Origin of the sequence: Algoriphagus litoralis (assembly GCF_003259255.1) — a bacterium.
Classification (GTDB): Bacteria; Bacteroidota; Bacteroidia; order Cytophagales; family Cyclobacteriaceae; genus Algoriphagus; species Algoriphagus litoralis.
Map to the genome: position 1 here is coordinate 287,893 of NZ_QGOL01000007.1, position 25,742 is coordinate 313,634.

Here is a 25,742-nt window from a genome sequence, read left to right on the forward strand (position 1 = left end):
GAACCATCGGGACAATTTTCAAGGGTATCAAAAATTTGATCATTGGTCATTGAGAATTGCCCATTGCTCATTTCTTCATATACCCATCCCTTACCGCTTTAAACTCCGACCCGGCTTTCCATTCCGGCCATTTGTCTGAATTGGCGAGGTTTTTTCCCACGTGGTAAAGCAACTGCACATCATCTACAGCTCCATCCAGATTCCAGCGTTCGGGATCATATTCTTCGTTTGGCTTGTGGTAATAATTGGCCACATAGTCTTCCTGCAGTGATTTTCCGTATTCTTTTCCTTTTTCGAAATGATCGATTCCCGTTCCGAAATACAAAGCCGGGATCCCGATTTTGGCAAAGTTGAAGTGGTCTGAGCGGAAATAATAACCAGCTACAGGATTAGGTTCGGGAGCGCTGTAGCGGCCGAGTTTTTCCAATTCCACATTGAGCAAGTCTTCCATTTCGCTCTGCCCTGCGCCGATGATGGAGACGTCTTTCATTTTCCCGTACGGATTGATTCCGTCCATATTGATATTAGCTACAGTCTTTTCTTTGGGATAAATCGGGTTTTGAGCGTAGTATGCCGAACCCCAAAGCCCTTGCTCCTCAGCAGTGACTGCGAGAAAAATAACAGTGCGGTCTGGCTGTGCATCGGTTTTGAAAGCTTTGGCCAAAGCCAAAAGCGCTGCAGTTCCCGAAGCATTATCTAATGCACCATTGTAGATGCTGTCTCCCGTTTCATCGGGTTTGCCGATGCCAAAGTGATCCCAATGCGCGGTGTAGATTAGGTATTCATCGGGTTTGGTTTTGCCGGTGACTTTGGCCACCACATTTTGGGAAACATTATATTCTGCTTCCACCTCGATCGTAGTGCTCAAACTTACTCCCAGCGGAATTCCCTGAAAGCCGGGTTTTCTGGCTTTCGCCAAAAGCTCAGCATCATTCTGCCCAGCAAATTCAAATAGTTTCTTGGCTGAAGGAAGGGTGATCCAACCTTCAAATCCTGTTTTGTAGACTTCATTTCCCCGATCGTCCAGATATAGAATCGGCTGATTGTGTTTGCCCTGCACCACATTAAAGCCATATCCAGCCGGGATGGTATTGTGAACAATCAGGCAACCCAAAGCGCCCTGTCGTGCTGCTTCCTCGTATTTGTAAGTCCATCGACCGTAATAGGTCATGGTATTTCCTTTGAAAAATGTAGAGTCCTCTGTTCCGAATCCGGGGTCATTGACTAAGACCACGACGATTTTGTCTTTGACATCCAATCCAGCGTAGTCATTCCATCCATACTCAGGAGCCACAATGCCAAATCCGGCAAATACAACTTCTGCATCTTTGATTTCCACAAGGGAATCTGTCTTCTGCGTCCAGATGACAAAATCCTTAAACCCTTCGAGAGATATTCCTTGGCCGGATTTTTTCAATTCCATATTCCCAACAGGTTTGCTCACAATCGAGACCATCGGAACATCCTGAAAGTAGGAATCTCCATTTCCAGGCTCCAGACCCAATGCTTTGAATTCTGATTCTAAAAAAGAAGTGGTGATTTTTTCCCCTTCGGTGAAAGGCATCCTTCCCATAAACTCATCGGAAGAAAGTGTGATCAGGTTAGCTTCCAGGTCCGAAACTTGAAATTGGTAAGTTGGCTTTTTGGGAGCTTGGCAGGCAGAGATTCCTATGGCAACGATAAAAGCAAATACAATTGACTTTTTCATACTATAAAGAGAAGATGGTGGGGATAAATCAGTTTTGTGACCCAAGTTAAAACTTTTACCAGTTGATTTCCTGTAGTATAGCGTCATTTTAGAAATGGCGCATTGCTTCAAGTAAAATTTGCCTTACCTTTGTGGCCTAGCGGCACGACCAGCTCCTGCTGAATCCCCCAGGTCCGGAAGGAAGCAAGGGTAAGCGGTTGTAGCGGTGCGATGCCGCTTCTTTTTTTGCCTTAAATTTTCCGACAGATCTACTTTTTGGAATTCCTAATCCTGATTTATCTTCTAACTTTGCTCACAAGCCAAAAGTAAATCAATCTTTCGCTTAAGTACGTTACTTAAGTATTCACCAAAAAACCTATTTCATGAAATCGAGCATGACCCTATGACACTAACAGAGGGAAAATAAAATCCATGCAAGATTTCATAAGACCTTTTAAACCAAATAAATATCTTATGAAATTCTTTATTGATACAGCCAATCTGGACGAAATCCGCGAAGCTTATGATCTCGGAGTACTGGATGGTGTGACTACCAATCCTTCACTGATGGCTAAAGAAGGCATCACCGGAGATGAAAAAGTACGAGCCCATTACAAGGCAATCTGCGACATAGTAGATGACAAAGTCTCTGCTGAAGTGATCGCTACTGACTACGCCGGAATGATCAGCGAAGGCAAAGAGCTTGCAAAAATCGATGATAAAATCGTCGTCAAAATCCCGATGATTAGAGACGGAATCAAGGCGATCAAATATTTCCACAGTGAAGGAATCCGGACCAACTGCACCTTGGTGTTCTCAGCAGGTCAGGCGATTCTGGCTGCCAAGGCCGGTGCTTCTTACCTTTCTCCATTCATTGGAAGATTGGATGACATCTCCTATGATGGATTGGAACTGATCGGACAGATTGCACACATCTACCAGAATTATGACTTTGAGACTGAGATCCTTGCTGCCTCTGTCAGACATACAATGCACTTGATCAAATGTGCCGAACTTGGCGCAGATGTGGTTACTTGCCCGCTTAAAGTAATCACCGGATTGCTCAAGCACCCACTTACTGACTCAGGTCTGGCACAGTTTCTGGCGGATCATGCCAAAGCAGCCGGAAAATAAAACTTCTCAGAGGCTGATTCTACCCAGAACCAGCCTCTTTTTCAATCTACCCTTATGTATATCATCAAAGTAAAAGGGAAAGCAAAAATCCCGGATTACATCCAGATTCGAGATGAAAATTTCGTTTTGGTGGCCTATTTCAGATCAGACAGGCCGCTAAAAAACATTGAAAAATTCGGTTTGGAGGGCAAGGAGCTTCAACTCGAAGAAATCATCAAGAATCTCCCTTTTGGAAAACTTCAAAAACTAGACCTTTAACCTATGGATTTCAGTACCAAACCTGTTCTCCAAGTGACGCAGGCCACTATTTTTCAAGGAGAGACTCCAGTGCTCTCCGATGTCAACTTTTCAGTAGAGCAGCACGAGTTCGTATTTCTGATCGGTCGGACCGGAAGCGGTAAAAGCTCTCTCCTCAAGACCCTGTATGCAGATCTCCGACTCCAATCTGGTCTGGCTGAGATCGTTGGCTATTCGCTGACCAAAATCAAAAACAGCGAAGTCCCTTTTCTAAGAAGAAAAATAGGGATCATCTTTCAGGATTTCCAGCTGTTCAGTGATCGCACAATTCGTGAAAATTTATCCTTTGTCCTGAAAGCTACCGGCTGGACTGATCCAAACAAAATCAAAGAGCGAATCGGAGAAGTGTTGATTCAGGTTGGCCTCACGGATGCCTTGCAAAAAATGCCACATCAACTTTCCGGAGGGGAACAGCAACGTGTAGTGATTGCCCGTGCTTTGCTCAATGAACCCTCAATTCTTCTGGCCGATGAACCTACCGGAAATCTTGATCCCGATGTTGCAGACGGGATTTTCAAGCTTTTTCAGGAAATCAATAAAAAAGGAACTGCGATCCTGATGGCAACGCACAATCATGAGTTGCTCCGTAAGTTTCCATATAGGGTTTTGAAATGTGAAAAAGGAAAACTTCTGGACAGTCAGCTCCACGACATTTCCTTTGGTTCCTCTTTTTGAATTTGAAAAATTAAGATTAGAGCAAAACAACACCCTGAAGACTAGCGTTTTGAATGAACTTATGAATCACCGATGAAATAACCACGAGAGATGGCTTCACAAACAGAAGCAAATTACCCCGAGGTATTGCATGCGACCAATGAGTAACTAATTATAAACACATGAAATCGAGCACGCCGTGAATGACGCATCCTGGCATGATGATCAGGGCGAGATTCCATAGATCTGCAAAAAAAAATATAACCATATGAAGCTCGCCAAATCACTCCTTTTGTTGTCCCTTGTGGTGATCGCATTTTCATGCAAAGAAGATGAACCACCTGCAGTAAGTCCAGATTCAAATCAAGCTGTAAACCGTTGGATCCTAAATGTCATGGATGAGGTCTACCTTTGGCTGGATGATTTAGGCACTCCCATCGCAGAGAATTCAGACCCTGAAGATTACTTTGAATCCCTTCTTTTTAGACCTACGGATCGTTTTTCAGTAATCTACCCTGATTATCAGGAACTGATCAATTCACTAAATGGTGTGACTCTGGATGCTGGCTATGAATTTATCCTGTATAGGGAAAGTCAGAGTTCCACTAATGTTATTGCAGAAATCTCTTACATTAAGAAAAACAGTCCCGCCTCAAATGTAGACTTAAGAAGAGGCGATGTGATCACCAAAATCAATGGTTCCCAGATGACTCTGGAAAATTACCAGGAATTACTGGGGAAAATTGACGAATCGCACACGCTTACTTTCAGGCGATATGATGAAGAGTCCCAGGGGTCAGTGCTGATGCCAGAAGTCACTCTGACTGCAGTCCAATTGGCTGAAAACCCAAATTTTCTTGATACGATCTACACGATCAACAATGAGAAAATCAGCTACGTGGTCTATCACTTTTTCGCGCCAGGTCCAGGTCAGGACCCCGTCTATGACCTTGAAATGGATGAAATTTTTGGGAGATTAAAGGCTGAAAACATTGACCACCTTATTGTAGATTTCCGATACAATGGAGGTGGATTTGTCTCCTCCGCGGTCAACTTAGCTAGCTTGATTGCCCCGGGTGTTGGATCAACGAGTGTTTTTTCAAAAACAAAATACAACACCTATCTCATGGATAATTTCGAGCAACTGCGAAACGTCCAAACCACTTTCCGTGCTAAAGCGCAAAATCTGGGCAATACACTCAAAGGTAACAGAGTCTATATCCTGACCTCTGCTCGAACAGCATCCGCATCAGAATTGATCATCAATGGTCTCAGACCCTACATGGATGTCTACATCATCGGAGACAAGACCACTGGTAAAAACGTGGGGTCAGTACCCTTTGAGGATGAAGAAAATGCTGAAAATAGCTACGGAATCCTACCCATTATATCTCAAAGCTTCAACAGTCTGGATCAATCAGATTACACCACAGGATTCACCCCCAATATCACCGTCAAAGAATCTCAAGAGCGGCTTCGTCCATTAGGAGATGTGAACGAATTATTGTTGAGAACAGCATTGATCAAAATCACCGGGATTCCAACTGGAGCAAGATTCCAACAGCTGGATCGACAGGATATAGGAAGTACCTTGGATAGGAAAAATAGGGCCGAAACCATGATTGAAAAATCCATTTGGTAAAAAAGAAATCAATCTTAAAATACTAAGGCAAACACAGATAATTGTGTTTGCTTTTTTTTATTTAAAATTTTGCGTAATCTAATCTTATTGTTACAGAAGTTTTTAAATCAACCACCAGTCCAAATCTTATTCTATGAAAAAGACAAACTACTTCGCTTGGAAGACAATGGCTCTTGCAGTCACACTTGGGACAACATTCGTTGCCTGTCAGCCTGAAGAAAGCCCACTGACTCCCGATTCTCAAGCATTGGAAATCATCAAATACCAAACAGGAGACATCATTCCGGGAAAGTATATCGTCACGCTGAAGTCCTCTGGACTCAACTTGAGAAAAGACCTGACCTATGAAGCCGTACAGGCCTCTATGAGAAAATCGAGCACTGCGATTTTAGCTAAATACAGAATCGCAGAGGCAAGTATTGAGCACGTGTATGGCAGTACTATTGAAGGGTTTTCGGCAAGCCTGTCTGACGAGCAATATGCACTACTTGCTGCTGATCCCGCGATAAAATCCATCGAACCTGACCGCATTATGTCAATTGCTCAAAAAGGTAAGCCTGGAGGAGGAGGAGGAACTGTAGGACAGACTACTCCATGGGGAATCACAAGAGTGGGCGGCCCAGTTAACTACACAGGGACCGGAAAAGCATACATCTTAGACTCAGGTATAGACTTGGATCATCCGGATTTGAATGTGGCTTCTTATGGATTCAGTGCATTTACAAGTGGTAAAGATGCCGGATTAGATGATGGCAATGGACATGGAACTCACGTAGCCGGTACGGTAGCAGCAAAAAATAATACAGTAGGTGTGGTAGGTGTAGCAGCCGGCGCATTAGTTGTTCCGGTAAAAGTATTGGGAGCCCGAGGATCAGGATCTTATTCTGGAGTGATTGCAGGTGTGAACTATGTCGGTGCAAATGGCAATCAAGGGGACGTGGCAAACATGAGTCTTGGAGGTCCTATCTCTGAAGCTCTTGATGCGGCTATTCTCGCGGCTTCTTCCAAAGTGAAATTTGTACTAGCTGCTGGCAATGAAAGTGCAGATGCCAACGACAGTTCCCCCGCCCGAGTCAATGGCACAAACATTTTCACCATATCTGCCATGACGAGCACAGGTGCATTGTCGTCATTTTCCAATTATGGTAATCCTCCGGTAGATTTTGCTGCTCCTGGAGTAGGAATCCAGTCTACCTATAAAGGAGGAGGCTACGCTTCACTTAGTGGCACTTCGATGGCTGCACCGCACGTGGCAGGGATTCTATTGCTTGGTCCAGTAGGTACGGACGGAACAATTTCAGGGGATAAGGATTCGACTCCAGATCCAATTGCGGTAAGGTAATCTGATTTTAAAAGAATAAATCGAATAGAAAATGGAAGTCGGCTAAAGTCAGCCGACTTCCTTTTTTTATAGATTAAGAAATTGTTAAACCTGTCAAAAGTCATTTTTCCTGAAAATCAGCCGAATTACCTTGCCTTCATGGAAGCAATAGCATCTTTTCTCATTTTGTTTTTGTTCTATTTTCTGGGCTGTTTAGCAATAGTACAGCTAGCAGTCAGGCCGATGAGGCGAATGGTTCAAAATTCTACGGGAGGAAGTAAGCACATCGAATCAAACCATTTCAAGATTTTGGCTTTGAGTTTTTTGTTGTCTTTGATCACAACAACGATCGCCTACATGATTTTTCCGCTTGCTTAATCTTTGTAGGGAACCGTATTGGCATGTGTTTTTTCAGGAACTGCATTGACCCGGAGTTCGATGAATTGATTCAGGTCATTTTCACCCTTCACCAGTTCAAAGGCATCGTATAATTCCCCAATAGCCGTAAAAGATTCAAATTTCAGCCGATTCCCTTCCATAGTGATTACTTGAAAAAGCTGGGTGTTTTCAGCGGTGCGATCACGCTGACCACCTTTGGCAGTCCAGTCGTCTCCGATATCATACATTTTACCCCCAGATACGGATACGACATACACTGTACCCGTCACATCTTTCATGTTCAGCCCGTTCATGACGTTTTCTCCCGGTGCTACCCTTCCTCTGGCATAGGCATGGTCATGACCCTGCAGGGCAATATCCACTCGGTATTTGTCAAAAATCGGCTTCCAAAGATTCCTTAGTGCCTCATTATCCCGACCATTGGAGGCTGAAAATAGTGGATGGTGATAGCTCACGATGGTCCAACTTTTAGGATTATTAGCTAAAATTTCCTCAAGCCAAGCAGCTTGGAGCTCATGCTCTCTGTTGGAATCCAAAAAGATAAATCGGACATCCTGATAGTCCATGTAGTAGGCAGTTTCTTCCAAGCCTTTGGGGCCATTCAATGGAAGCGTGAATTGAGGCTTCCACTGCACAGAGAGACTTCTGACTTTTTGAGTGGTCTCTTCCTGGTTTTTTGCGCGGTATTCGTGGTTACCGGGTACGGGCATCGCAGGGATCATGCTGTGAATAAAACCGCCTGCTGTAAACCATTCGTGCCATTCCTGTTCCCGATGTGCAGTATTGATCAAATCACCTGCATGGACAATAAATTTGGCATCGGGCGCCTTTCTGAATCCCTCTCGGATCAGTCGGGACCAAAGCTCCAGTACGTAGTTCTGTGCATCTCCCACATAGAGAAAAGAAAACTTCTCTTCGGCCTGATCAGAAGCTGTACTAAACTGAAACCATTCGCTCCAGCGCTCCCCATCCCCTACCCGATAGGCATAAGTAGTATCCGGAAGCAGATCGCGGAATTCAACAGAATGGTAGTGTGCCTTCACCTCAGCGGTTTTTACAGAATCAGCATCCAAAACTTCCGTTTTTGCTGGTAAGGTCTTTCCGTTTTTCCAAAACTTCGGAGCTGCCGTAGCAATGGCAATTTCTGCGAAAGCCGTCGAAATTTCAGTAGTGGTCCGCCAAGTCACATTGACTTCTGAGGCTGGATTTTGGCCAAAGTTCAGGATAATCCGGTCGGGATATTCCGATGGCTTTGACCAGTCAAAATGGAATTTGGGCTCTTGGTATACTTTTGTCTCTTGACTGAAAAGTGGAGCTGAGCTGAAAAGAAAAAGCGAAAGAAAGAAAGTAATTCGAGAAGACACCATGAAGATTAGGATCTGGGTAAAACTGATGTTGAGCTAAACTTAACCCGACAATCTATCCAAATTATGTGCTTTTGCCATCCTGTTGATGGAAAATAATGATATGCTAATCCACCAGTGATCTGAACTTCACATAAAAAAAGCCGACTCAAGGCCGGCTTTCTAGTTTCAAGGGAATGGTATTAATTGGTCTTCTGGAGGTTTTCTTTCGCTTGCTCAAAACCTGCATCCAAAGAAATCGCTTCATTGAAGGCAGTTTTTGCTTCTGCTTTAGAATTTTGATCCAAGTAGATCAGACCTTTCAGATTAAGGGCTGCCGCTTTCATGCTGACTTCTTGGGTTTCAGTCTGAGATTTAGGGAATCCTATCTTTTCGTCTGCTTTGGCGTTTTTCACCAGCATATTGACAGAATTCATTGCTTCCTCATACCGCTTCAGATTATATTGGATAAAAGCGGATTTGTAAAGACTGAAATTGTCTCCAGTCAATAAATAGAGACTCTCAAAATGAGGTAGGGCCCGATCGAGTGCGCCAAGCTGCTCCAGGGAATAGGCCGCTATCTCCAATGCACCCACATTCTTATCGTTAAGCTGCAGCAAATCCAAAGCAACTAATGCTGCCGACGGGAACTGACTGTTGTCAAAATAAATATTTGCTAAAGCCTCCATGTAGCGGATATTTTCCGGGTTGCGGATCATCAGATCATAGAGTTTGGCCTTTGCCATTCCGAGATCACTGTATCTCATCGCCACCTGGTAGGCAGCCTGATCAGCTGCATTGAGCGCAGCTTTTGTCTTGGGATCCAATCTTGGGATAGAATCATTGGCTGTCTGGGCAGCAAGATTTCCGGCACAAAGGGCCAGGAGCAGCAGTAGAATAGTGCGCTTCATTTTCAATCAATTTTTGAATGGTGATTTGTTGTATTATCCTTTGGAGTTAGGCCTTTGCTACGGGCAATATCGAACATGAGTTTTCGGGCTTCTTCCGGATTGTTTTGAATTTTGCCCTCCAATATAGCTTCTTTTATCTCCTCCTTGATTTCTCCGATGATTTTAGAGGGAGAAAGCCCAAAAGTTTCCATGATTTCTTCGCCGCTGACTGGCGGCTGGAAATTTCTGACCTGATCTTTTTCCTCCACTTCCTTCATCTTTTCTTCGACTTTGTCAAAGTTCTCGAGGTAGCGTTGGACTTTTTTATTGTTTTTGGAAGTGATGTCTGCACGGCAAAGCGTCATCAGATCCTCAATATCATCTCCAGCATCAAAGAGCAATCTCCGCATGGCAGAATCTGTCACTTCATCCTTGACCAGAGCAATTGGCCTCAGGTGTAGACGGACAAGCTTCTGCACGTATTTCATCCGCTCATCCATCGGGAGTTTCAAGCGTCTGAAGATGTTGGGGGTCATTCGTGCTCCGCGATCTTCATGTCCATGGAATGTCCATCCGACTTTTGGATTAAAGCGCTTGGTCGCCGGTTTGGCAATGTCATGCATGATCGCTGCCCATCGCAGCCAAAGATTATCCGTCATCTGACAGACATTGTCCAAGACCTGAAGCGTATGATAGAAATTGTCTTTATGTGACTTGTCATCCACTGAATCCACACCTTGCAGCTCGACCATTTCGGGGAAAAACTCATGCAGTAGCTTCGAAGCAAATAGCAACTTGAATCCATAGGAGGGCTTCGGAGTGGCGACGATTTTATTCAGTTCATCAATTATCCGCTCTGCAGAAATGATCTGAAGTCGCGACGCATTCTCAGTCAGGGCATAGAACGTGTCCGCCTCGATGTCAAAGTTTAACTGTGAGGCAAAACGTACTGCGCGCATCATCCGTAGCGGATCATCGGAAAAGGTTATTCCTGGCTCCAATGGTGTCTTGATTGTCTTTCGCTTGATATCTGCCAATCCATCGAATGGATCAATGAGATCTCCATAATCCTCCGGATTGAGTGAAATGGCCATCGCATTGATCGTGAAATCTCGGCGCTCCAGATCTTCCTCGAGGGTTCCGTCTTCGACGATTGGCTTTCGGGATTCCAGGCGATAAGACTCCTTTCTCGCCCCTACAAACTCCAGTTCCCAATCGTCAAGTTTGAGCATGGCGGTACCGAAGTTCTTGAAGACAGAGAGCGGCACATGCTGGTCAAAAGACTTGGCTACTTCCTGAGCAAGACTAATTCCGCTTCCTACACAAGTGAAATCGATGTCTTTACTTGGCCGGCTTAGTATCAGGTCGCGGACATAGCCTCCGACCACATAGGTTTTGATACCCAGTGCAGCACTGGCATTAGCGACTTTTCCAAATAGTTCGAGCTCGTCGAGCTTGGTTTTGAAATTCATCGGGTAAAAATTTTGACATCCCCCTCCGGACCCAGAAACATTTCTTTGGTACTTTGACTCAGAAGTGGAAAATAAAGTTCGGTCTGGGCATCTGCCTGATCGGTGACGTAGTCGATTTTAGATAATACTGGCTGCGAAATCTGGAAAAGCAGCTTGTTCCAATTTGGTTCTCGGATCAAGGAAAACCGGATATTACCCTCCTCAGTCGGTGCATTTTTCAGCACTTTGCTCACAGGACTGTGGTAGATCGTCGGCTTGGAGGCAAACTCGACCACGTCGAGCGATACTTCGGAAAATGGCTCGCACACTGTGCGAATCTGAAAGGTATCAAACAAGAGAAACGTCCAGTCATAGCCCATTTCAGGTTTCCAATTCTCCGTCTTCAGGAGTGTGAGGTTCTTTCCGTTTCCTTCGCGGATGGTCACTTGGCCGGTTTCTCGGAAGGTCTTGACGATAGCTTGCTGATCCAAAGTTTCTATAATTTGATGCAAAAATAATCAGATTATCCGGCCTGAGCGGGTAAATTCTAAAACACAGAGTGATCAAGCGCATTTTTGATGAATTTTATCGCTTTTGCATGATGGATTAATCAAAAGGTAATCCTCCCTTCCCCGACATTTTCCTCCAAAAATCAGTCAAGCGCTTGACATGATTTCAATCCTTTTGTCTAATTTATAAACAAATAAATGTTAATATAATTAACATTTATAAGATGAAGCTCCTCGGGATTTGCCTGCCCCTCTGGAAGGCAGGCAATCCAAAACGATTTGTCCAGCTTCTGGAGAAGCGGGACAACACAGGAAGTATCTCGCTTCCGCAGGAAGCCTATTTCACAACGCATATTTCGCGAAGCGCATTTCCGCTTTCGGTATTTAAAATTCAAAACCTTCGAGGCATGAAAAACCTCAAAGGTTTTCATAAGCCTCGTAATTCAAAAATCGTAAATCGTAAATGTTCCTCAACTGCCATTCTCACTTCAGCTTCAAATACGGGACGATGTCTGTGGAAGCGCTGATCGCTGAGGCGAAAGGTAAAAAACTCGATGCGCTCGCACTCACCGACATCAACTGCACGGCGGGGATTTTTCCCTTTATCCGTGCTGCGCAAAAGGGCGGCATCCATCCCGTGATCGGCATCGACTTCCGCAACGGAACCCAACAGCAGTACATCGGCCTGGCCCGCAATCAGGAAGGATTCTACGAGCTAAATCGCCACCTCTCCGATCACCTCGTCCACAAAAAGGAATTCGGGACCAAAGCGCCCGCCTTTGAAAACAGTTTTGTCATCTATCCCCTACCCCCCAAGCTGATTCCCCTGCGGGAAAATGAATTCATCGGCGTACATCCCGGGCAGCTCAATCGACTGATTTCTTCCCCTTGGTTTCGAAAAAAAGAGAAGCTGGTCCTACTCCAACCGGCGACTTTTTCGTCCAAAGTCCAGTTTAGCGCGCATCGCCTTTTGCGCAGCATCGATCTAAACACACTCCTGAGCAAGCTTCCAAAAGAAGCTCAGGGCGACGCCACAGACCAATTATACACCTATGCCGACTTGGTCTCCCGCTGCGAAAGCCACAGCTATCTCCTCGTCAACGCTCAAAAACTCCTGGAGCAGTGTCAGTTTTCGTTCTACTTTCAGGCGGTCAAAAACCGTCGCGACATCTTGGGTTCGGACTGGGAAGACTTCGACTTTCTCCGACAGGAAACTTTCAAAGGCGCACTCCATCGCTATCCCGATCTCCAGCCGGAAGTCAGCTCACGAATCGACAAAGAACTCGAACTCATCCAGCAAAAGGGCTTTGTCTCCTACTTCCTGATCAATTACGACATTGTCACTTTTGCGCAGCACCGCAACTTCTATCACGTGGGTCGAGGCTCCGGCGCCAATAGCATCGTGGCCTATTGCCTCGGGATCACCGATGTGGATCCGATCGAGCTGGACTTGTACTTCGAGCGATTTATCAATCTCTATCGTGAAAATCCCCCCGACTTCGACATCGACTTCAGCTGGACGGATCGGGATGAGGTCACGGATTATATTTTTGAAAAATACAATCGGGGAAAAGAAGAACATGTGGCGCTGTTGGGCTCCTACAGCACTTTTCAGTACAACTCTGTCTTTCGCGAGCTAGGAAAAGTCTTCGGACTACCCAAATCAGACATTGAGTCTTTGATCCATTTTGCCAGTAAGGAAGACTATGAACCCGATCAATTTGGCAAACTGATCATCAAGTACAGTCAGGTGCTGCACGACATGCCTTCGCATCTGACGATTCATGCCTGCGGGATCCTGATTTCCCACAAGCCCATACACTATTATACAGCAACTGACATGCCGCCGAAGGGCTTCCCTCTCGCTCACATCGACATGCATATCGCTGAGGATATCGGCCTGCACAAGTTTGACATTCTGAGTCAGCGGGGACTTGGCCACATCAAGTCGGCCATCGAGACGATCTACCAAAATCAAGGCGTGAAAGTGGATATCCGGGAAGTGGACAAATTCAAAAAAGATCCGAAAATCAAGGAAATGCTCCGAACAGGTCACACGATCGGTGCCTTCTACGTCGAGTCTCCAGCCATGCGGATGCTCTTGGCCAAGATGAAAGCAGACGAATACCTAGAACTCGTGGCTGCCAGTTCGATCATCCGACCTGGAGTAGCGCGATCTGGGATGATGCGGGAATATATCCTGCGACATATCGATGAGGAGAGGCGAAAGCAAGCGCATCCCGTGATGGCCGAGATCATGCCCGAGACCTACGGAATCATGGTTTATCAGGAAGACGTGATCAAAGTGGCCCACTACTTTGCCGGGCTGAGTCTGGGTGAAGCAGATGTGCTGCGAAGAGGAATGAGCGGAAAGTCCCGATCCAAAGACGAGTTTCAGCGCATTCGGGAGAAGTTTTTCAGCAACTGTAAGGAGATGGGTCGGGAAGACAAAGTCGCCGCCGAAGTCTGGTATCAGATCGAGAGCTTTGCCGGGTATTCCTTTGCCAAGGGCCACTCGGCTTCCTTTGCAGTGGAGAGCTATCAGAGTCTGTACCTCAAAGCTTACTTCCCGCTGGAGTTCATGGTTGGTGTAGTGAATAACTTCGGGGGATTTTACCACACGGAGTTCTACATTCATGAGCTGCGAATGAACGGTGCGGACATTCAGGCCCCACACATCAACGAAAGCGAATACCTGACCCGCATCACAGGAAAGACCGTCTATCTGGGCCTGATCCACATGAAATTTCTGGAAAAAGCGACGGTAGAAAAGATTCTCGTGGAGCGTCGGGAAAATGGACCTTTTTTGGGTTTGGCGGATTTTGTGGCACGGGTGGCGATCAGTCTGGAACAGCTCCTGATCCTGATCCGCATCACTTGCTTTCGATTTACAGGAAAAACCAAGCAGGAACTCCTCTGGGAGGCTCACTTTATTCTGAATAAAAAGAAGGCTATTCCCTCCACCAATGAGCTTTTTCGCTCCGGAGGACTATCTTTTGGTAATCGCCAACCAGAAATCCCAGTCTTGGAGGATACGGATGTCCGGCAAGAAATTCTCGATCAGATCGATATCCTCGAGTTTCCACTGGACTCCCCTTTTCACCTCGTCAAAGATCAGAGCATTCAAGGTATCAAGGCAAAAGACCTGCAAAGTCATCTGGGAAAAATGGTCATGATCCTCGGCTATCTCGTCACAGTGAAATACACTCGAACTGTCAAAGGCGAGGTGATGAACTTCGGAACATTCCTCGATCGGGACGGCGACTGGATCGACACGGTGCACTTCCCTCCTGTGGTGAAAAAATACCCCTTCAAAGGCCGCGCAATCTACCGGATCGAGGGAAAGGTCGTAGAAGAATTCGGCTTCTACTCGATCGAAGTGAATCTATTGGAGCGAATGGCGTATTGGAATGCGGGGGAGGACTGAGCGTCAAGAAAAGCTCCAGTGGAGCTTTTTAGCTAAGGGCCAGGCTGCGGGGAGAAAAGATTATTAGTCGCGAAGGAAGGAAGACGCTAAAAATAGCTATTGAGAAATAGTTAATCCGATATTGGTTATTAAGCTTAAGAAAAGACCATCGCAAACCGGAAATATTGAATACCGAATACTGCCCTTCTATCTCACATCTGTATTTACCAATATCCTCTAAAAGAAACTTCTCAGAACCCTTCTCGCCTAGGAAAAATCTGACCCTTCTTAAGCACTGCAAAAAATATTTAGAAAAATCAATCAAATCAGGACAAATTACGTTATCTTAAGAGACAATTTACCGAATCGAATCATGGCAAAGAAAATCTCCAAAGTCAGCGAGCCTGCCCTAGCAGTTTATCAAAAGGCCCATTTGTCTGTTCAGGACATTTTGAGAGTGGATTTTGATGGGTTGAATGAGCCCCTCAGTCGGGTAGATACCTTTCGCAATGGCCTTGACAAAAGTTCCTTTGAGAGCTTTAAGGAGCTTTCGGGTTTGGATTACAATACCTTGGCCGACGCCTTGGGAGTATCTGCCAAGACCCTGCAGCGCAAAGATGTCTTTGACACCGGTCAGTCAGAGCGACTATATGAGTTGGCCGAGCTATATGCGATTGGAGTTAATTATTTTGGTCGTGAAGGTTTCCGAAAATGGATGGAGCGGCCGCTTTTTTCACTCGGTAATCGCACCCCGCTTGATCTGATCGATGTTTCGGCTGGCATCGACCTCCTCAAGGCGGAGATTATGCGACTACAGCACGGGATTGCAATTTGACCCTAATGAAAGTCTACCGACTTGCACTGACCGAATTCTGTGACGCAAGTGGCGAAGGCGCCAAAATCTACGGAGGTAGATGGAATCTCCCGGGAACTCCGGCAATCTATGCGGGGTCGAGCGTCTCTGCTTCATTACTTGAGCGCTTGACTATTGATCCTGAATTGCTTTCCTCAGAAAGATATATCCGGTATTCAGTTATGGAAATCACCATTCCCGACCAGTTTCTTATTATTCCCAAAATGGCGGAACTACCTTTGGATTGGAATCAAATCCCTGCAGTACGCGCCTCAATGGAATTTGGAAATGGGTTATTGAAGTCAGGTGTTCTTTGCTTTGCTGTTCCTTCTGTGGTGGATCCGAGTTCCTTGAATTATGTCATCAATCCACTTTCTGAAAACTTCAACTTGCTTCAATTTAAAGTTTATCCTCTTGAACTGGATAAGCAGATCTTGCGCTAAGTTGGAATACGCGCTTCAAAAAAACTGAAAAGCATATTTTTTAATAACCCATTTGGTCTGAAAACGATCAATGAATGGAGTTTAGGGATTTGTTAATTTTCAGTTTTCACTTATTTTGAGTCCAAATCCAACCGCACATGAAAATTCTCCAGACTGCACTAATCCTGATTTTCACCTTATTGGTTGTACCGGTTTTCAGTTATTTTTTTGGGATTCCTTTAGGAGAAAAAGAATGGGAAACGCTTAGTCTGCTGATGAAAATCTGCGGCTTTTCCATTGCCTACTGTTTCATCGTCGGGGAACTCACCAATAACAACAGTCAAGTAGATAAATACTGGAGCATCTTACCAATAATCTATGCTTGGGTGATGGCTTACCAGGGGGATTTCAGTCCGAGGATGGTATTAATGGCCACATTAGTGACAGCTTGGGGTGCAAGACTCACATACAATTTTGCGCGGAAAGGGGCCTATCGGTGGAAATTTTGGGAAGGTGAGGAAGACTATCGCTGGGAAATCCTGAGAAAAAAGCCGGAATTCCAGCCTCGATGGAAATGGACCTTATTCAACCTCTTTTTCATTTCTGGATACCAAAATATTCTGATCCTATTATTTACGTTGCCTATGTTGGTCACACTTCAGTTTGATGGAATACCATTGGGAATTTGGGACATGTTTGTGGCAGCCGGGGTGATGTTCTTTTTAGCCTTGGAGAGCGTGGCGGATGAGCAGCATTGGAAGTTTCAAAGTGAAAAATGGAAACTGATCCGTGAAGGCAAATTACTTCATGGAGACTTTGCCAAAGGATTTCTGGATAAGGGACTTTGGGCCATCTCCCGCCATCCCAATTACCTAGGCGAACAGGGCATTTGGGTTTGTTTTTACTTTTTTTCTGTTATCGTATCGGGACAATTGCTCAACTGGTCTGTGGTAGGGGCAATGCTGCTTTTAATCCTGTTTCAGGGTAGTTCCAATTTTAGTGAAGAGATCAGTGCGTCCAAGTATCCTGAATACAAAAATTATCAAAATCGCGTCCCTCGTTTTATACCCGGCACCAAAACTGAACCTGCGAAAAGCCCAGCTCCTACTTCCTAAATTAGGAAGCAACGAATTAAACTAGAATTTTACCTTCGAATAAATGGATAACATCTAACGGAGATTGGATTTGCTCATTTCCAGCTTCTTCCAGCAGCGCTCCAAGTCTTGATTCTAGTTCAAACAGGATTCCCTCTACAGGCAATTTTTCAACAGGAATTTAAGAAAATAACAGCTTTTTGTTTTTGGATCCTCTAATCCGTATCCCAAATTACTGAAAACAGTAACCATGATTCGTGATTTACCAAAACTATTTTTCACTATTAGATGGATTGTCTTTGAAGCTACGCCCTGAGGTCACCTGACGGATGGAGAGAAAAGGAAAATAAAAAAATGTAGAGAAAAATTTAATTGAAAAGGAGTCGACTCCTTATCTTCTCGATTAGTCCTAAAAGTCAGTCTCAAAAAATACCCTTATCTTAAAATTGCTTTTTCCTCGAAATTGATATTGAAAATTACTCAGAAATACCTCTAGCAGTATAAAAAATAGGACTAGCGTCCTTGATTTAATTAGTGAAAAATACGCCAGATGAAGAGTCAATTATGCGGAAATTGCAAAAAACGAGAATCACAACTCATCGCGTCAATCGATTAGTAATTTCTGCCAAAAGCAATAAAAACAAGCTTATTAGTTTTGGACAGAGCCGTCACTAGACCGGCAGGATTGAAGAATTTTTTCCTTGAAGAGTCGGTCATTTTTTAGCACATCAAAAAATCCAGAAAGAAAACTCTTTGTGGCTTTAAGATCAACCTCTGAAATGTATGCTTGATTGCGATCGACTGTACTCCAGAATTGATTTTCCTTGGCCAAGAACTCCTGCCTGATCATTTCCAAAAACGCCTCATCCCTGCAAAAACCCCGGTACAATCGATCTGTAATCGATTTTATTCCCAGTTGAGTATTGACTTGGGCATAAGGAGGATTGACTAATCCACTCATATCAAAGTCGTAGGCCAGTGGAATTACCGTCTCATCAGGCAGCTGAAGCACCTTTTGGTTATGTAGGAATAGTGTGGAAAAATCCGTGTTGCCGATCATAAATTGGAAAAAATCCTGACGTACCGTTGCAGAATCCTGCATGAATGAGGGCGGGATCTTTCTTCCTTCAAGAATCTTCCCATCAAATCGATCAGCGACTTCATCATCATCTTGGATAAAAAAACCCAGAAGCTCGATTTCCTCTGCTTTTTTATCATCCAGATTGATGAATTTAATTTTCACGAGGCGGGTTTCAAAATTATACTGGGTGATGTCCTCCAGCAGCTGATAAGCCAAAAACTCTTTTCCGATAAAGGAATCATTCCCTTTAGTTTTTTGACAAGGCATCACCAGCTTAAGGCTTTTGTTTTTTTCAAAGACAGTTCCGTCTATTCCCTTTTTCTTGAACTTCAGCCGTATGGGAGGATAGAAGCAATTGTCCAATCGGAAATTCCCTCTTGTTCTCATTTCCATAGGAATCGAATCCCATTTTCCAGGACTTGACTCGATTAAGATAAAGGAATCCATGAAAGTGGAATCATTGGTGGTTTTCTTTAGCTCTTTTACCGAAAACGCCATTTTTACAGGCAATGGATCATCGGTCTTAAATAACTTTCCATTTTGAAAACCAAAAGAAGAAATCGCAGAAAAAAGATAAAACAGTAGCGACAGCAAAAAGGTCTTTTTCATAGCATTTGGATTGAAATAGCTGTTTCAAATTACAGCTTTTTTTTGAGCCCTCTATTCCAAGCTATTAAAATAGTATTCTACTTCAAACTTGACTTCTTGCCTCCCAAATTCTCATAAATAGAAAGTGAGCCATCCTTCGCGCATGTTCTTTGGCAAATTCGGCTACTCCCCCTTCAAAGTATTGATCCAAAGTCGAATACCATAACTCCAGCCAATTGCCAAAATGTGCTTGCTCGATGGAGTGATCTACAGATTTATCCACTTCCCGATGGACTTTTACCGGATTAAATTTCCCGGCTCCTGGTCCTGTTTGTAATAAGATCATTTCCCAAAAATCAGAAAGGTGTACCAGATGAGTTTCCCAATCTGTAACTACTTCGTTGAAAATTGGGCCCAAGTCAGCATGAGTTCGAATTCGTTCATAGAATCTACGAACCAAAAAATCAACCTCCCTTCTACTGCTTATCGGTAATTTATCCATCTCAATCTTTCAAAATCGGAGCAAGAACCTCTTTTCGCCCGTCAATTTCTGCAGGAATATCCAATCCTAGGAGTTCGCAGAGCAAAGGATAAATGTGTATGTTCTGAAACGGTTTGATCTGCTCACCTGCTTTGATCCGGGGACCTTTTGCATAAAAGATCCCATGCATTTCATGATTTTTGGGACTAAAGCCATGCTCTCCAAAAACCTCTGTCTTTAGCCTGGCCGAATTGTTCTGATAGCGCATCATCCCACGATTATCCGCCAGATAATACCCAAACTCTGGTATAATGATAAAATCCCCAAAGCGCTGCGGATACTTAGAGGTATCGGTATAGTTAGAATTTTGAGAAAAATCATCGATCGACACCTGCGGACTCCTCGACTGGATCAACTCGATTGCTTTTGGCTTATCTTCTGGGTTCTTCAGGTGAATATGTGCCAAGGCACCATTGTTGACCACCCGGGCATCGATCCCTTCGGTGAGTTGGTCTAAGTTGATCAATTTAGTTTTCTCCACATCAGCCATTCCATGATCTGATACTAGAATTACAGAGATCGGCAGGTCAAAGCTTTTGATCCCTTCGAAGAGCGCACCAAGTTCTCGATCAAGTGTATAAAGCTGCTGCTTGATTTTCTCATCATTGGATGGCCCATAGGCATGGCCCACATTATCCATGTCTGAAAAGTACAGCGTGATCATTCTCGGTCGCTCGGTATCAGGCAGCTGCAGCCATCCAAAAACTTTTGAAATTCGAGTCAAATTGGGCACGTCACCGTCATAATCATAGTATTCACTCGGCCTGATGCCTTTGACCGGCGCCTCAGATCCGACAAAGAAATAGCTGGCTGCTTTGATCCCATTTTCTTCCGCTAGCACCCAGATCGGTGTTCCTCCATACCAATAGCCATCTTGCACGATATCGCGATTTCCCATGGTATAAACCTGATCCTTAAAAGGCTCATAGAAGGAATTATCGACCAACCCATGATGCTCCGGCAGCATTCCGGTAGCGATGGTGTAGTGATTGGGAAAAGTTTTGGTGGGGAAAGAAGGTATCAAAGCCTCCGCGGAGGTGCCTTCAGCGATAAATCGAAGGAGATTTTCTGGTTGAAATCGCTCCACGTAATCGTATCGAAATCCATCCAAAGAAATCAAAATGACAATCGGCTCTTTCTCCTGAGCAAAAATCTGGAACGAACTGCCTAGTGCAACAAGTAAACTTAAGATGAAACGACTCATGGTTTTTTTTCTTTAAAAATACCCCCGTCAAATCATCAATCAAACCATTCTCTTGAATTTGGAAAAAAGGGGCAATCAATGTGGGGAATTTGCACAAAATCGGGGCGATTTTCCCCAAGATACAACTTAAAATCATGCCTCATTGAGCCAGATTGTGCTGGTACGCCAATTGGTTAAGGTAAGGTGTCTTCCAATAAAACTCAATCCAACAAGACACCTTACCTATGAAAACAAACAAAACAATTTTAAGCCTACTTCTGATTTCTGCAATGTCCATAGCCACAATTGGCTGTAAAACGAGTAGCTCACTCAAAGGTGGAGCAATCGGTGGCGCGGCAGGTGGAATATTAGGAGGACTTTTATCCAAAAACAATACCGCTACCGGTGTCATAGTAGGTGCAGCAATCGGAGGTTCTGCAGGAGCAATCATCGGCCGTGAGATGGATAAGCAGGCCGAAGAATTGGAAAGAGATCTGGAACAGGCCGAGGTAGAGCGTGTAGGTGAAGGAATCAAAGTGACTTTTGATTCAGGATTGTTATTCGGCTTTGATCAATCAAAACTAAGTGCATCCTCTAAATCAAACCTAGATAGCCTTGCCAAAACTTTAAACAAATATCCTGAAACCAATATCGTCATCGATGGTCACACTGATGACACAGGATCGGAAAAATACAATTTGAACTTATCCATGGAAAGAGCCACCTCGGTGCAAAATTACCTCATTGACAAAGGAGTAAATGCTTCAAGAATTGCTACAAGAGGACTAGGAGAATCCGTTCCAAAGTCTGACAATTCCACCGAATCTGGTAGAAGTGAAAATAGAAGAGTAGAAATCGGAATTCTCGCAAATGAAAAAATGCAGGAAGAAGCCAAAAAGGCTGAAGGCGAGGATTAATTCCTAATTGATTTTTATTCATTTTTTAGGCGACCACTTGGGTCGCCTTTTTTTATTTAAAAATGTGTTCGTGTGTTCATGTCTCACAAAATAGATTCATGATTCCATAAACTTCTGTTAAAGCTTTTTCACTCCGTTCTGTTTAGAATTGCTAAACACTGCACTGAGTTATGGCAAAAAATATCCTTTCGTTTCTATTGTTCATGATTCCATTTTTTTCCTTTTCTCAGGATATTAATCCCATTCAAAATATTTGGCTCTTCCCCAATCCGGGACTTCCTCGAAATGCAGCCAACCCATTATTTCAGGATAGTCTCAGTCTCAGGCCATTCCAAGTCCACCAGCCAAAGCTGCTGATGAATCAAATCAATCAACCACTCAGTGGCCAGTACCATTTTGACTTGGAAGCAAGTGGGGAATTTTCACTGGAGCTTTGGCTGCTCAATCATGTCAATCAAGCCATAGGTTTGGAGGTGTTTTTAGGCACAAAATCCTTGGTTGGAATCTGGGACAAATCTTTTCAAATCGAGCAAGAAACACTCCCCATGAAGCCTTGGAGGAGCTACTGGTCTCATCTGGTGCTGATTTTCAAAAATGGAAAGGTCAGCTTTTTTGAAAATGGCACCGAAATAAGAACCTGGGATTTTACTGGTGAATCCGATGCTATTTTTATCCAAAGCTATCTTGAGGAGGAACCTTACATGAAGTTGGATCACTGGGTTAAACATCTGGCTATCTACTCCGATGTACTCAGTCCCGAGCAAATCCAAGAAAAATTCTCGGCACACGAGCACATGCGGGACAGTGGTTTACGATATCCAGATACCTTTCATTTTCTGGCAGAACCCTACCTTTTCCCCTCAGATGATGGGATGAGGATTACATTTGAGACAGATCGAAAAGCCAATGCGACGATTCGGTATGGTAAAGAACTCCCATTCCAAACTGAGATCGAAGTCAGCTTCATATCAGGGAACATTTTTAGCCAGACTATCCCAAACTTGGATCCCGGTACTCCCTATTTCTATCAGGTAGTGGCTAAAGATGAAATGGGGAATATGCTGGATTCGGGGATTCTTACTTTTAAAACCAAACCAAAAGGAGAGGTGCCAATTGTTTTTGGAGTGGTCTCTGACACCGAAGCGAGGCCACAAATCAATGAGCAAATCGGTTTACAACTCTGGGATGAGCGTCCGGATTTCATCATTCACATGGGAGATGTGACTGACGGTGGCAAAGAAAAAGACAAATGGCAGTGGACGCAGGAATACTTTCCCGGAAGTGCCGCTCTGACGACCCGCATCCCAATGATCCCTACTGCCGGCAACGGGGAAGGTGATCTCTTTTGGTACAATGCCTACCATCCTCAAGCCGAACCGGGTGGCTATTTCGGTTATACCTATGGTGCGGGCGATTTTATTGTACTCAACAGCAATCGAAAAGATCAGCTACAACCCGGTGGTGAACAGTACGAATGGCTCAAAAACGAATTGGCAAAAAGTATCGCTACCTGGAAATTTATCTACATGCATCATGCGCCCTATTCCTCGGATGAGGACGATTATGGAAATACTTGGAAGTCCTCAAGCACCTATGGTGACAGAGAATTCCAGCCATTGATTCGTCTTTTGGAGGAATTTAATGTGGACGTGGTGTTCTTTGGTCACTTGCATACCTATATGCGAACTTTTCCACTTAGGGAAGATCAGATCGATTTGGAAAAAGGAATCCACTTCATCCAAGTCGGGGGGATGGGAGGAAACTTGGAAGATTTTGCCCCCAACCGGGCTTGGTTTGCGGAGAAAACCTTCCGTGGTTTTCACTATGGTACAGTCTCTTTGACTCAGGAAAAACTCAAACTGTCTGTCTACCGAGCAGATGGAGCACTGATTGACTGGCTTGAAGTATCCAAGTAATCAATTTGACACTGCGAGTTTTTGTCGGTAAAAATTAGCCTTCTCCGGATTGCCTAGGGATTGATAAAGCAAATACAGGTTACCCAAAACTGGTCTGCTGGTACCGTATTCTAAAGCTTTCTCAAAACTGGCGGCTGCCTGTGCTTCTTTCCGCTGGACGATTTGGCTCATACCCAGATTGGAGTATGCGCTAAACTTGTCAGTATGTCCTAGGTCAATCGCTTTTTGGTAATACTCCTCTGCCTGACTGAAGTTTTTGTCTTTCATGAAGGCAATCGTACCCAAATTGGTAAAAACAACAGGATCAGTGGATTTCATATCATTTGCCGCGCGAAGGAAATTGGTCTTAGCGGCTGTGGTATCTCCCGTCTCCATCAGGGACTTGCCATAGGCCGCGTAGAATGTTGGAAACTTGGTTTGTCCTTCTACCTGATCGTAGATCGGTTCTATTTTTTGGTATTCTGATCGGGCAGTTCTGAAATCACTTTTGCCCAGCGCTTCATTTCCTTTCAAGACAGCTTGAACAAACAAGACCTCCTCAGGGCTGTTTGTACCTTCTGTGTTGAGGTACTGCGCCGCTTTTTCTGGCTGACCCAGTTCAGAATAAAGGAATCCCAGCGCATTTCTGATACTTGGATCGTCCCAGTATTCCAGCGATTTCTCCAAAGCAAGCACAGCCTGCTCCCGCTTACTTTGTCTGCTGTACGTCAAGCCAAGATTTCGGTAAAGGGGCCCCATATTTGGCGAAGTAGATTGCAGAGCTTGGAGGTAATAGGATTCTGCCTCCTCAAAATCATTTCGCTCAAAAGCGAATCTTCCCATCTGGAAAAGCGGATAAAAGGCTTTTGGGTTTTTCTTGATGTTTTCTTCCAACACAGCTATCGCTTGAGCACTGTCTCCCAGATTAATCAGAACTTCGGCGTAGGTTCCCAAATACTGAGATACCGGAAGGTCTTTTCCCAAGATCCCAATCATCGACTCATACTCTCTACGGGCTTCTGTGAATAGCACCCGAGCAGAATCAGGGTTTTCTTTTTTCAACTCACCGGCTATCCTCCGGAGTTCCTCTGCATAAAAGGTATGTGTCCTCCAGCTTTTTGGAGCGGAGATGACATCCGCCCGAGTGATCGTCAAGTTACTTTCCCAGACTTTGGTCCGATCTATCGTCTTCCAGGTAAACCCAAGCAGCACAGGTATAAGGATAATCAAGGGTATGAGGTAAGTCTGCTTGGGGAGGAATTTTTTTCCCAAAAGATAAAGCAAATACACGATCAAGAAGGCAAATGCAAGTGATGGAACAAACATGAATCGCTCTCCCAGGTTTGACCCGATCGTGAATGCAGGAACCAAGTTGGCGAATATTGAAAACGTAGCGAAGTACAGGATAAGTCCAAAACTCAACAGACTTCGCTTCTTGAATCCTCGGATCGCCAAGTAAATCAAAACGCCAAAAAAAGCAATACTAAACCAGACGACTGGGCTGGAAAACTGCTGTACATTCAGTTGGCTGAAGGAATAATCCCAAGAGAGCGGGTGTGGAAAAAACAGGAGTTTGACGTATTGAAGGTAGATATAGAAATTGGTTGCAATCCGCTCCGAACCGTCAGCTAGATACATGATGCTGTTGATGTAGGAGTCATAGACTGTTGCGGCTTTGTCCAGTATCATCCCTCGAATAAGCAGATACAAAGCTGCTGTACCTGCAAAGGGAAGCGCTGAAAGTGCAGCCTGAAGCGGCTTTTTCCCTAGAAAAAAATAGGCAATCAATCCCACCAAAGCGATCAGCGGGATGCTCTCTTCCTTGGAAATCAACGAAAGAAAATACAACCCAAGCACTAAAACCCACTGAAGAGGTTTCAGATTGCCCTCCCTCCTCCACCAGATCCAAATCGCACCAAATGCGAATACGGCAGAAAGCAAGGTATCCCGGCTTTTGGCCGAGGCCACGACCTCCACATGCAGCGGATGAACGGCGTAAAGCAAGAGAATCAGCGCGGCAAACCACCAGGGAAACTTCTTTTTGCTCAACAACTCCTGAAAAAAGAAACCGAGAATTACCAACAAAATAAAGTATAGCACAAGGTTAACCCCATGACTGACGCCCGGATCGAATTTGCCAACGAGTTCATTTTCCAAAGCAAAAGTCAGCAGCGTAAAAGGGCGGTAAATCCCGGTATTGGTAGGGCTGATTTCGATGAAATTCATCGAGCCATATTTAAAAACCTCTTGCCATTCCTCCAGTCCTTTCACAGTTACTCGATTGAAATGAGAGTAAATCCCGTCGTCAAGCGTATACTGAAAGTGTAAAGAGGGAAGATAAATCAGGGTTCCAAAAAGAGCAATCGTCAGTACCCAAGTCCAAGTCTTGATTTTCATAGTGTGGATTTGAAAACAAGCTAAATATACTCTGCTTC

21 protein-coding genes and 1 other RNA gene are annotated in these 25,742 nt (G+C 44.5%); 13 read left to right on the forward strand and 9 right to left on the reverse strand.

The window, feature by feature from the left end:
- Positions 1–67 precede the first annotated feature (67 nt).
- Positions 68–1,708, reverse strand: coding sequence for a M28 family metallopeptidase (locus DK188_RS08935; RefSeq protein ID WP_111670469.1), 1,641 nt, complete (start codon positions 1,706–1,708; stop codon positions 68–70).
- 136 nt (positions 1,709–1,844) lie between these two features.
- Between DK188_RS08935 and ffs the strand changes: the two genes are divergently transcribed.
- The 6 genes from ffs (at position 1,845) to DK188_RS08965 (ending at position 6,756) form a co-directional block, all read left to right on the forward strand.
- An RNA gene (ffs, locus tag DK188_RS08940) (signal recognition particle sRNA small type) lies at positions 1,845–1,931 on the forward strand.
- A gap of 230 nt (positions 1,932–2,161) precedes the next feature.
- A complete protein-coding gene (gene fsa / locus DK188_RS08945) occupies positions 2,162–2,821 on the forward strand; it encodes a fructose-6-phosphate aldolase (RefSeq protein ID WP_111670470.1) in 660 nt (219 codons plus the stop codon).
- Between the two features lie 54 nt (positions 2,822–2,875).
- Positions 2,876–3,079 carry a fructose-6-phosphate aldolase gene (locus DK188_RS08950; protein ID WP_111670471.1) on the forward strand — a complete coding sequence of 68 codons (204 nt, stop codon included), beginning with the start codon at positions 2,876–2,878 and terminating at the stop codon, positions 3,077–3,079.
- Positions 3,080–3,082: 3 nt separating this feature from the next.
- Positions 3,083–3,793 (forward strand): cell division ATP-binding protein FtsE, encoded by a 711-nt coding sequence (locus DK188_RS08955; protein WP_111670472.1) that lies wholly within the window; start codon positions 3,083–3,085, stop codon positions 3,791–3,793.
- Positions 3,794–4,040: 247 nt separating this feature from the next.
- A complete protein-coding gene (locus DK188_RS08960; RefSeq protein WP_111670473.1) occupies positions 4,041–5,414 on the forward strand; it encodes a S41 family peptidase in 1,374 nt (457 codons plus the stop codon).
- Positions 5,415–5,547: 133 nt separating this feature from the next.
- Entirely contained in the window at positions 5,548–6,756 is a 1,209-nt protein-coding gene (locus tag DK188_RS08965) for a S8 family serine peptidase (protein WP_198672990.1), read from the forward strand.
- 353 nt (positions 6,757–7,109) lie between these two features.
- Here the strand turns inward: DK188_RS08965 and DK188_RS08975 are convergent, their stop codons facing one another.
- The 4 genes from DK188_RS08975 to DK188_RS08990 all read right to left on the reverse strand — a co-directional run bounded on the left by DK188_RS08975 (position 7,110) and on the right by DK188_RS08990 (position 11,330).
- Positions 7,110–8,501, reverse strand: coding sequence for a purple acid phosphatase family protein (locus tag DK188_RS08975; protein WP_111670475.1), 1,392 nt, complete (start codon positions 8,499–8,501; stop codon positions 7,110–7,112).
- 179 nt (positions 8,502–8,680) lie between these two features.
- Positions 8,681–9,388: a tetratricopeptide repeat protein gene (locus DK188_RS08980; RefSeq protein WP_111670476.1), complete on the reverse strand. Its 708-nt coding sequence runs from the start codon at positions 9,386–9,388 to the stop codon at positions 8,681–8,683.
- Positions 9,389–9,390: 2 nt separating this feature from the next.
- Complete coding sequence (locus DK188_RS08985; protein WP_111670477.1) at positions 9,391–10,839, reverse strand: CCA tRNA nucleotidyltransferase; 1,449 nt, start codon at positions 10,837–10,839, stop codon at positions 9,391–9,393.
- Positions 10,836–11,330, reverse strand: coding sequence for a hypothetical protein (locus tag DK188_RS08990; RefSeq protein WP_232825700.1), 495 nt, complete (start codon positions 11,328–11,330; stop codon positions 10,836–10,838). The genes DK188_RS08985 and DK188_RS08990 overlap by 4 nt, the downstream gene beginning before the upstream one ends.
- Before the next feature lie 221 nt (positions 11,331–11,551).
- On the opposite strand from DK188_RS08990, the gene DK188_RS21450 reads away from it, so the two are divergent.
- The 5 genes from DK188_RS21450 (at position 11,552) to DK188_RS09015 (ending at position 17,123) form a co-directional block, all read left to right on the forward strand.
- Positions 11,552–11,854, forward strand: coding sequence for a hypothetical protein (locus DK188_RS21450; RefSeq protein ID WP_157963201.1), 303 nt, complete (start codon positions 11,552–11,554; stop codon positions 11,852–11,854).
- Positions 11,791–14,754, forward strand: a complete 2,964-nt coding sequence (locus tag DK188_RS09000) for a DNA polymerase III subunit alpha (RefSeq protein WP_111670480.1) — start codon at positions 11,791–11,793, stop codon at positions 14,752–14,754. The genes DK188_RS21450 and DK188_RS09000 overlap by 64 nt, the downstream gene beginning before the upstream one ends.
- A gap of 352 nt (positions 14,755–15,106) precedes the next feature.
- Positions 15,107–15,568, forward strand: a complete 462-nt coding sequence (parS, locus tag DK188_RS09005) for a type II RES/Xre toxin-antitoxin system antitoxin (RefSeq protein ID WP_111670481.1) — start codon at positions 15,107–15,109, stop codon at positions 15,566–15,568.
- A gap of 5 nt (positions 15,569–15,573) precedes the next feature.
- A complete protein-coding gene (locus DK188_RS09010) occupies positions 15,574–16,029 on the forward strand; it encodes an RES family NAD+ phosphorylase (RefSeq protein WP_111670482.1) in 456 nt (151 codons plus the stop codon).
- 137 nt (positions 16,030–16,166) lie between these two features.
- On the forward strand, positions 16,167–17,123 hold the full coding sequence (locus tag DK188_RS09015) for a DUF1295 domain-containing protein (protein ID WP_198672991.1): 957 nt from the start codon (positions 16,167–16,169) through the stop codon (positions 17,121–17,123).
- Positions 17,124–17,751: 628 nt separating this feature from the next.
- Here DK188_RS09015 and DK188_RS09020 read toward each other — a convergent pair.
- From DK188_RS09020 to DK188_RS09030, 3 genes are all read right to left on the reverse strand, one after another.
- On the reverse strand, positions 17,752–18,792 hold the full coding sequence (locus tag DK188_RS09020) for a hypothetical protein (protein ID WP_111670483.1): 1,041 nt from the start codon (positions 18,790–18,792) through the stop codon (positions 17,752–17,754).
- An 82-nt stretch (positions 18,793–18,874) separates the two neighbouring features.
- The gene (locus DK188_RS09025) at positions 18,875–19,273 is read right to left on the reverse strand and encodes a group III truncated hemoglobin (protein ID WP_111670484.1); all 399 of its coding nucleotides are present in this window, start codon (positions 19,271–19,273) and stop codon (positions 18,875–18,877) included.
- 1 nt (position 19,274) lies between these two features.
- Positions 19,275–20,516, reverse strand: a complete 1,242-nt coding sequence (locus tag DK188_RS09030; protein WP_111670485.1) for an alkaline phosphatase family protein — start codon at positions 20,514–20,516, stop codon at positions 19,275–19,277.
- 224 nt (positions 20,517–20,740) lie between these two features.
- Between DK188_RS09030 and DK188_RS09035 the strand changes: the two genes are divergently transcribed.
- Positions 20,741–21,412 (forward strand): OmpA family protein, encoded by a 672-nt coding sequence (locus DK188_RS09035; RefSeq protein WP_111670486.1) that lies wholly within the window; start codon positions 20,741–20,743, stop codon positions 21,410–21,412.
- Between the two features lie 170 nt (positions 21,413–21,582).
- Entirely contained in the window at positions 21,583–23,328 is a 1,746-nt protein-coding gene (locus tag DK188_RS09040; protein WP_111670487.1) for a purple acid phosphatase family protein, read from the forward strand.
- Here the strand turns inward: DK188_RS09040 and DK188_RS09045 are convergent, their stop codons facing one another.
- Complete coding sequence (locus DK188_RS09045) at positions 23,329–25,704, reverse strand: tetratricopeptide repeat protein (protein WP_111670488.1); 2,376 nt, start codon at positions 25,702–25,704, stop codon at positions 23,329–23,331.
- Positions 25,705–25,742: the final 38 nt, after the last annotated feature.

Coding starts and splice junctions, on each gene's coding strand:
- DK188_RS08975 (WP_111670475.1), bottom strand. CDS start 8,501: ATGGTGTCTTCTCGAATTACTTTCTTTCTTTCGCTTTTTCTTTTCAGC.
- DK188_RS08980 (WP_111670476.1), bottom strand. CDS start 9,388: ATGAAGCGCACTATTCTACTGCTGCTCCTGGCCCTTTGTGCCGGAAAT.
- DK188_RS08965 (WP_198672990.1), top strand. CDS start 5,548: ATGAAAAAGACAAACTACTTCGCTTGGAAGACAATGGCTCTTGCAGTC.
- DK188_RS09020 (WP_111670483.1), bottom strand. CDS start 18,792: ATGAAAAAGACCTTTTTGCTGTCGCTACTGTTTTATCTTTTTTCTGCG.
- DK188_RS08955 (WP_111670472.1), top strand. CDS start 3,083: ATGGATTTCAGTACCAAACCTGTTCTCCAAGTGACGCAGGCCACTATT.
- fsa (WP_111670470.1), top strand. CDS start 2,162: ATGAAATTCTTTATTGATACAGCCAATCTGGACGAAATCCGCGAAGCT.
- DK188_RS09010 (WP_111670482.1), top strand. CDS start 15,574: ATGAAAGTCTACCGACTTGCACTGACCGAATTCTGTGACGCAAGTGGC.
- DK188_RS21450 (WP_157963201.1), top strand. CDS start 11,552: ATGAAGCTCCTCGGGATTTGCCTGCCCCTCTGGAAGGCAGGCAATCCA.
- DK188_RS09030 (WP_111670485.1), bottom strand. CDS start 20,516: ATGAGTCGTTTCATCTTAAGTTTACTTGTTGCACTAGGCAGTTCGTTC.
- DK188_RS09045 (WP_111670488.1), bottom strand. CDS start 25,704: ATGAAAATCAAGACTTGGACTTGGGTACTGACGATTGCTCTTTTTGGA.
- DK188_RS08985 (WP_111670477.1), bottom strand. CDS start 10,839: ATGAATTTCAAAACCAAGCTCGACGAGCTCGAACTATTTGGAAAAGTC.
- DK188_RS09040 (WP_111670487.1), top strand. CDS start 21,583: ATGGCAAAAAATATCCTTTCGTTTCTATTGTTCATGATTCCATTTTTT.
- DK188_RS08960 (WP_111670473.1), top strand. CDS start 4,041: ATGAAGCTCGCCAAATCACTCCTTTTGTTGTCCCTTGTGGTGATCGCA.
- DK188_RS09025 (WP_111670484.1), bottom strand. CDS start 19,273: ATGGATAAATTACCGATAAGCAGTAGAAGGGAGGTTGATTTTTTGGTT.
- DK188_RS09035 (WP_111670486.1), top strand. CDS start 20,741: ATGAAAACAAACAAAACAATTTTAAGCCTACTTCTGATTTCTGCAATG.
- parS (WP_111670481.1), top strand. CDS start 15,107: ATGGCAAAGAAAATCTCCAAAGTCAGCGAGCCTGCCCTAGCAGTTTAT.
- DK188_RS09000 (WP_111670480.1), top strand. CDS start 11,791: ATGTTCCTCAACTGCCATTCTCACTTCAGCTTCAAATACGGGACGATG.
- DK188_RS09015 (WP_198672991.1), top strand. CDS start 16,167: ATGAAAATTCTCCAGACTGCACTAATCCTGATTTTCACCTTATTGGTT.
- DK188_RS08950 (WP_111670471.1), top strand. CDS start 2,876: ATGTATATCATCAAAGTAAAAGGGAAAGCAAAAATCCCGGATTACATC.
- DK188_RS08935 (WP_111670469.1), bottom strand. CDS start 1,708: ATGAAAAAGTCAATTGTATTTGCTTTTATCGTTGCCATAGGAATCTCT.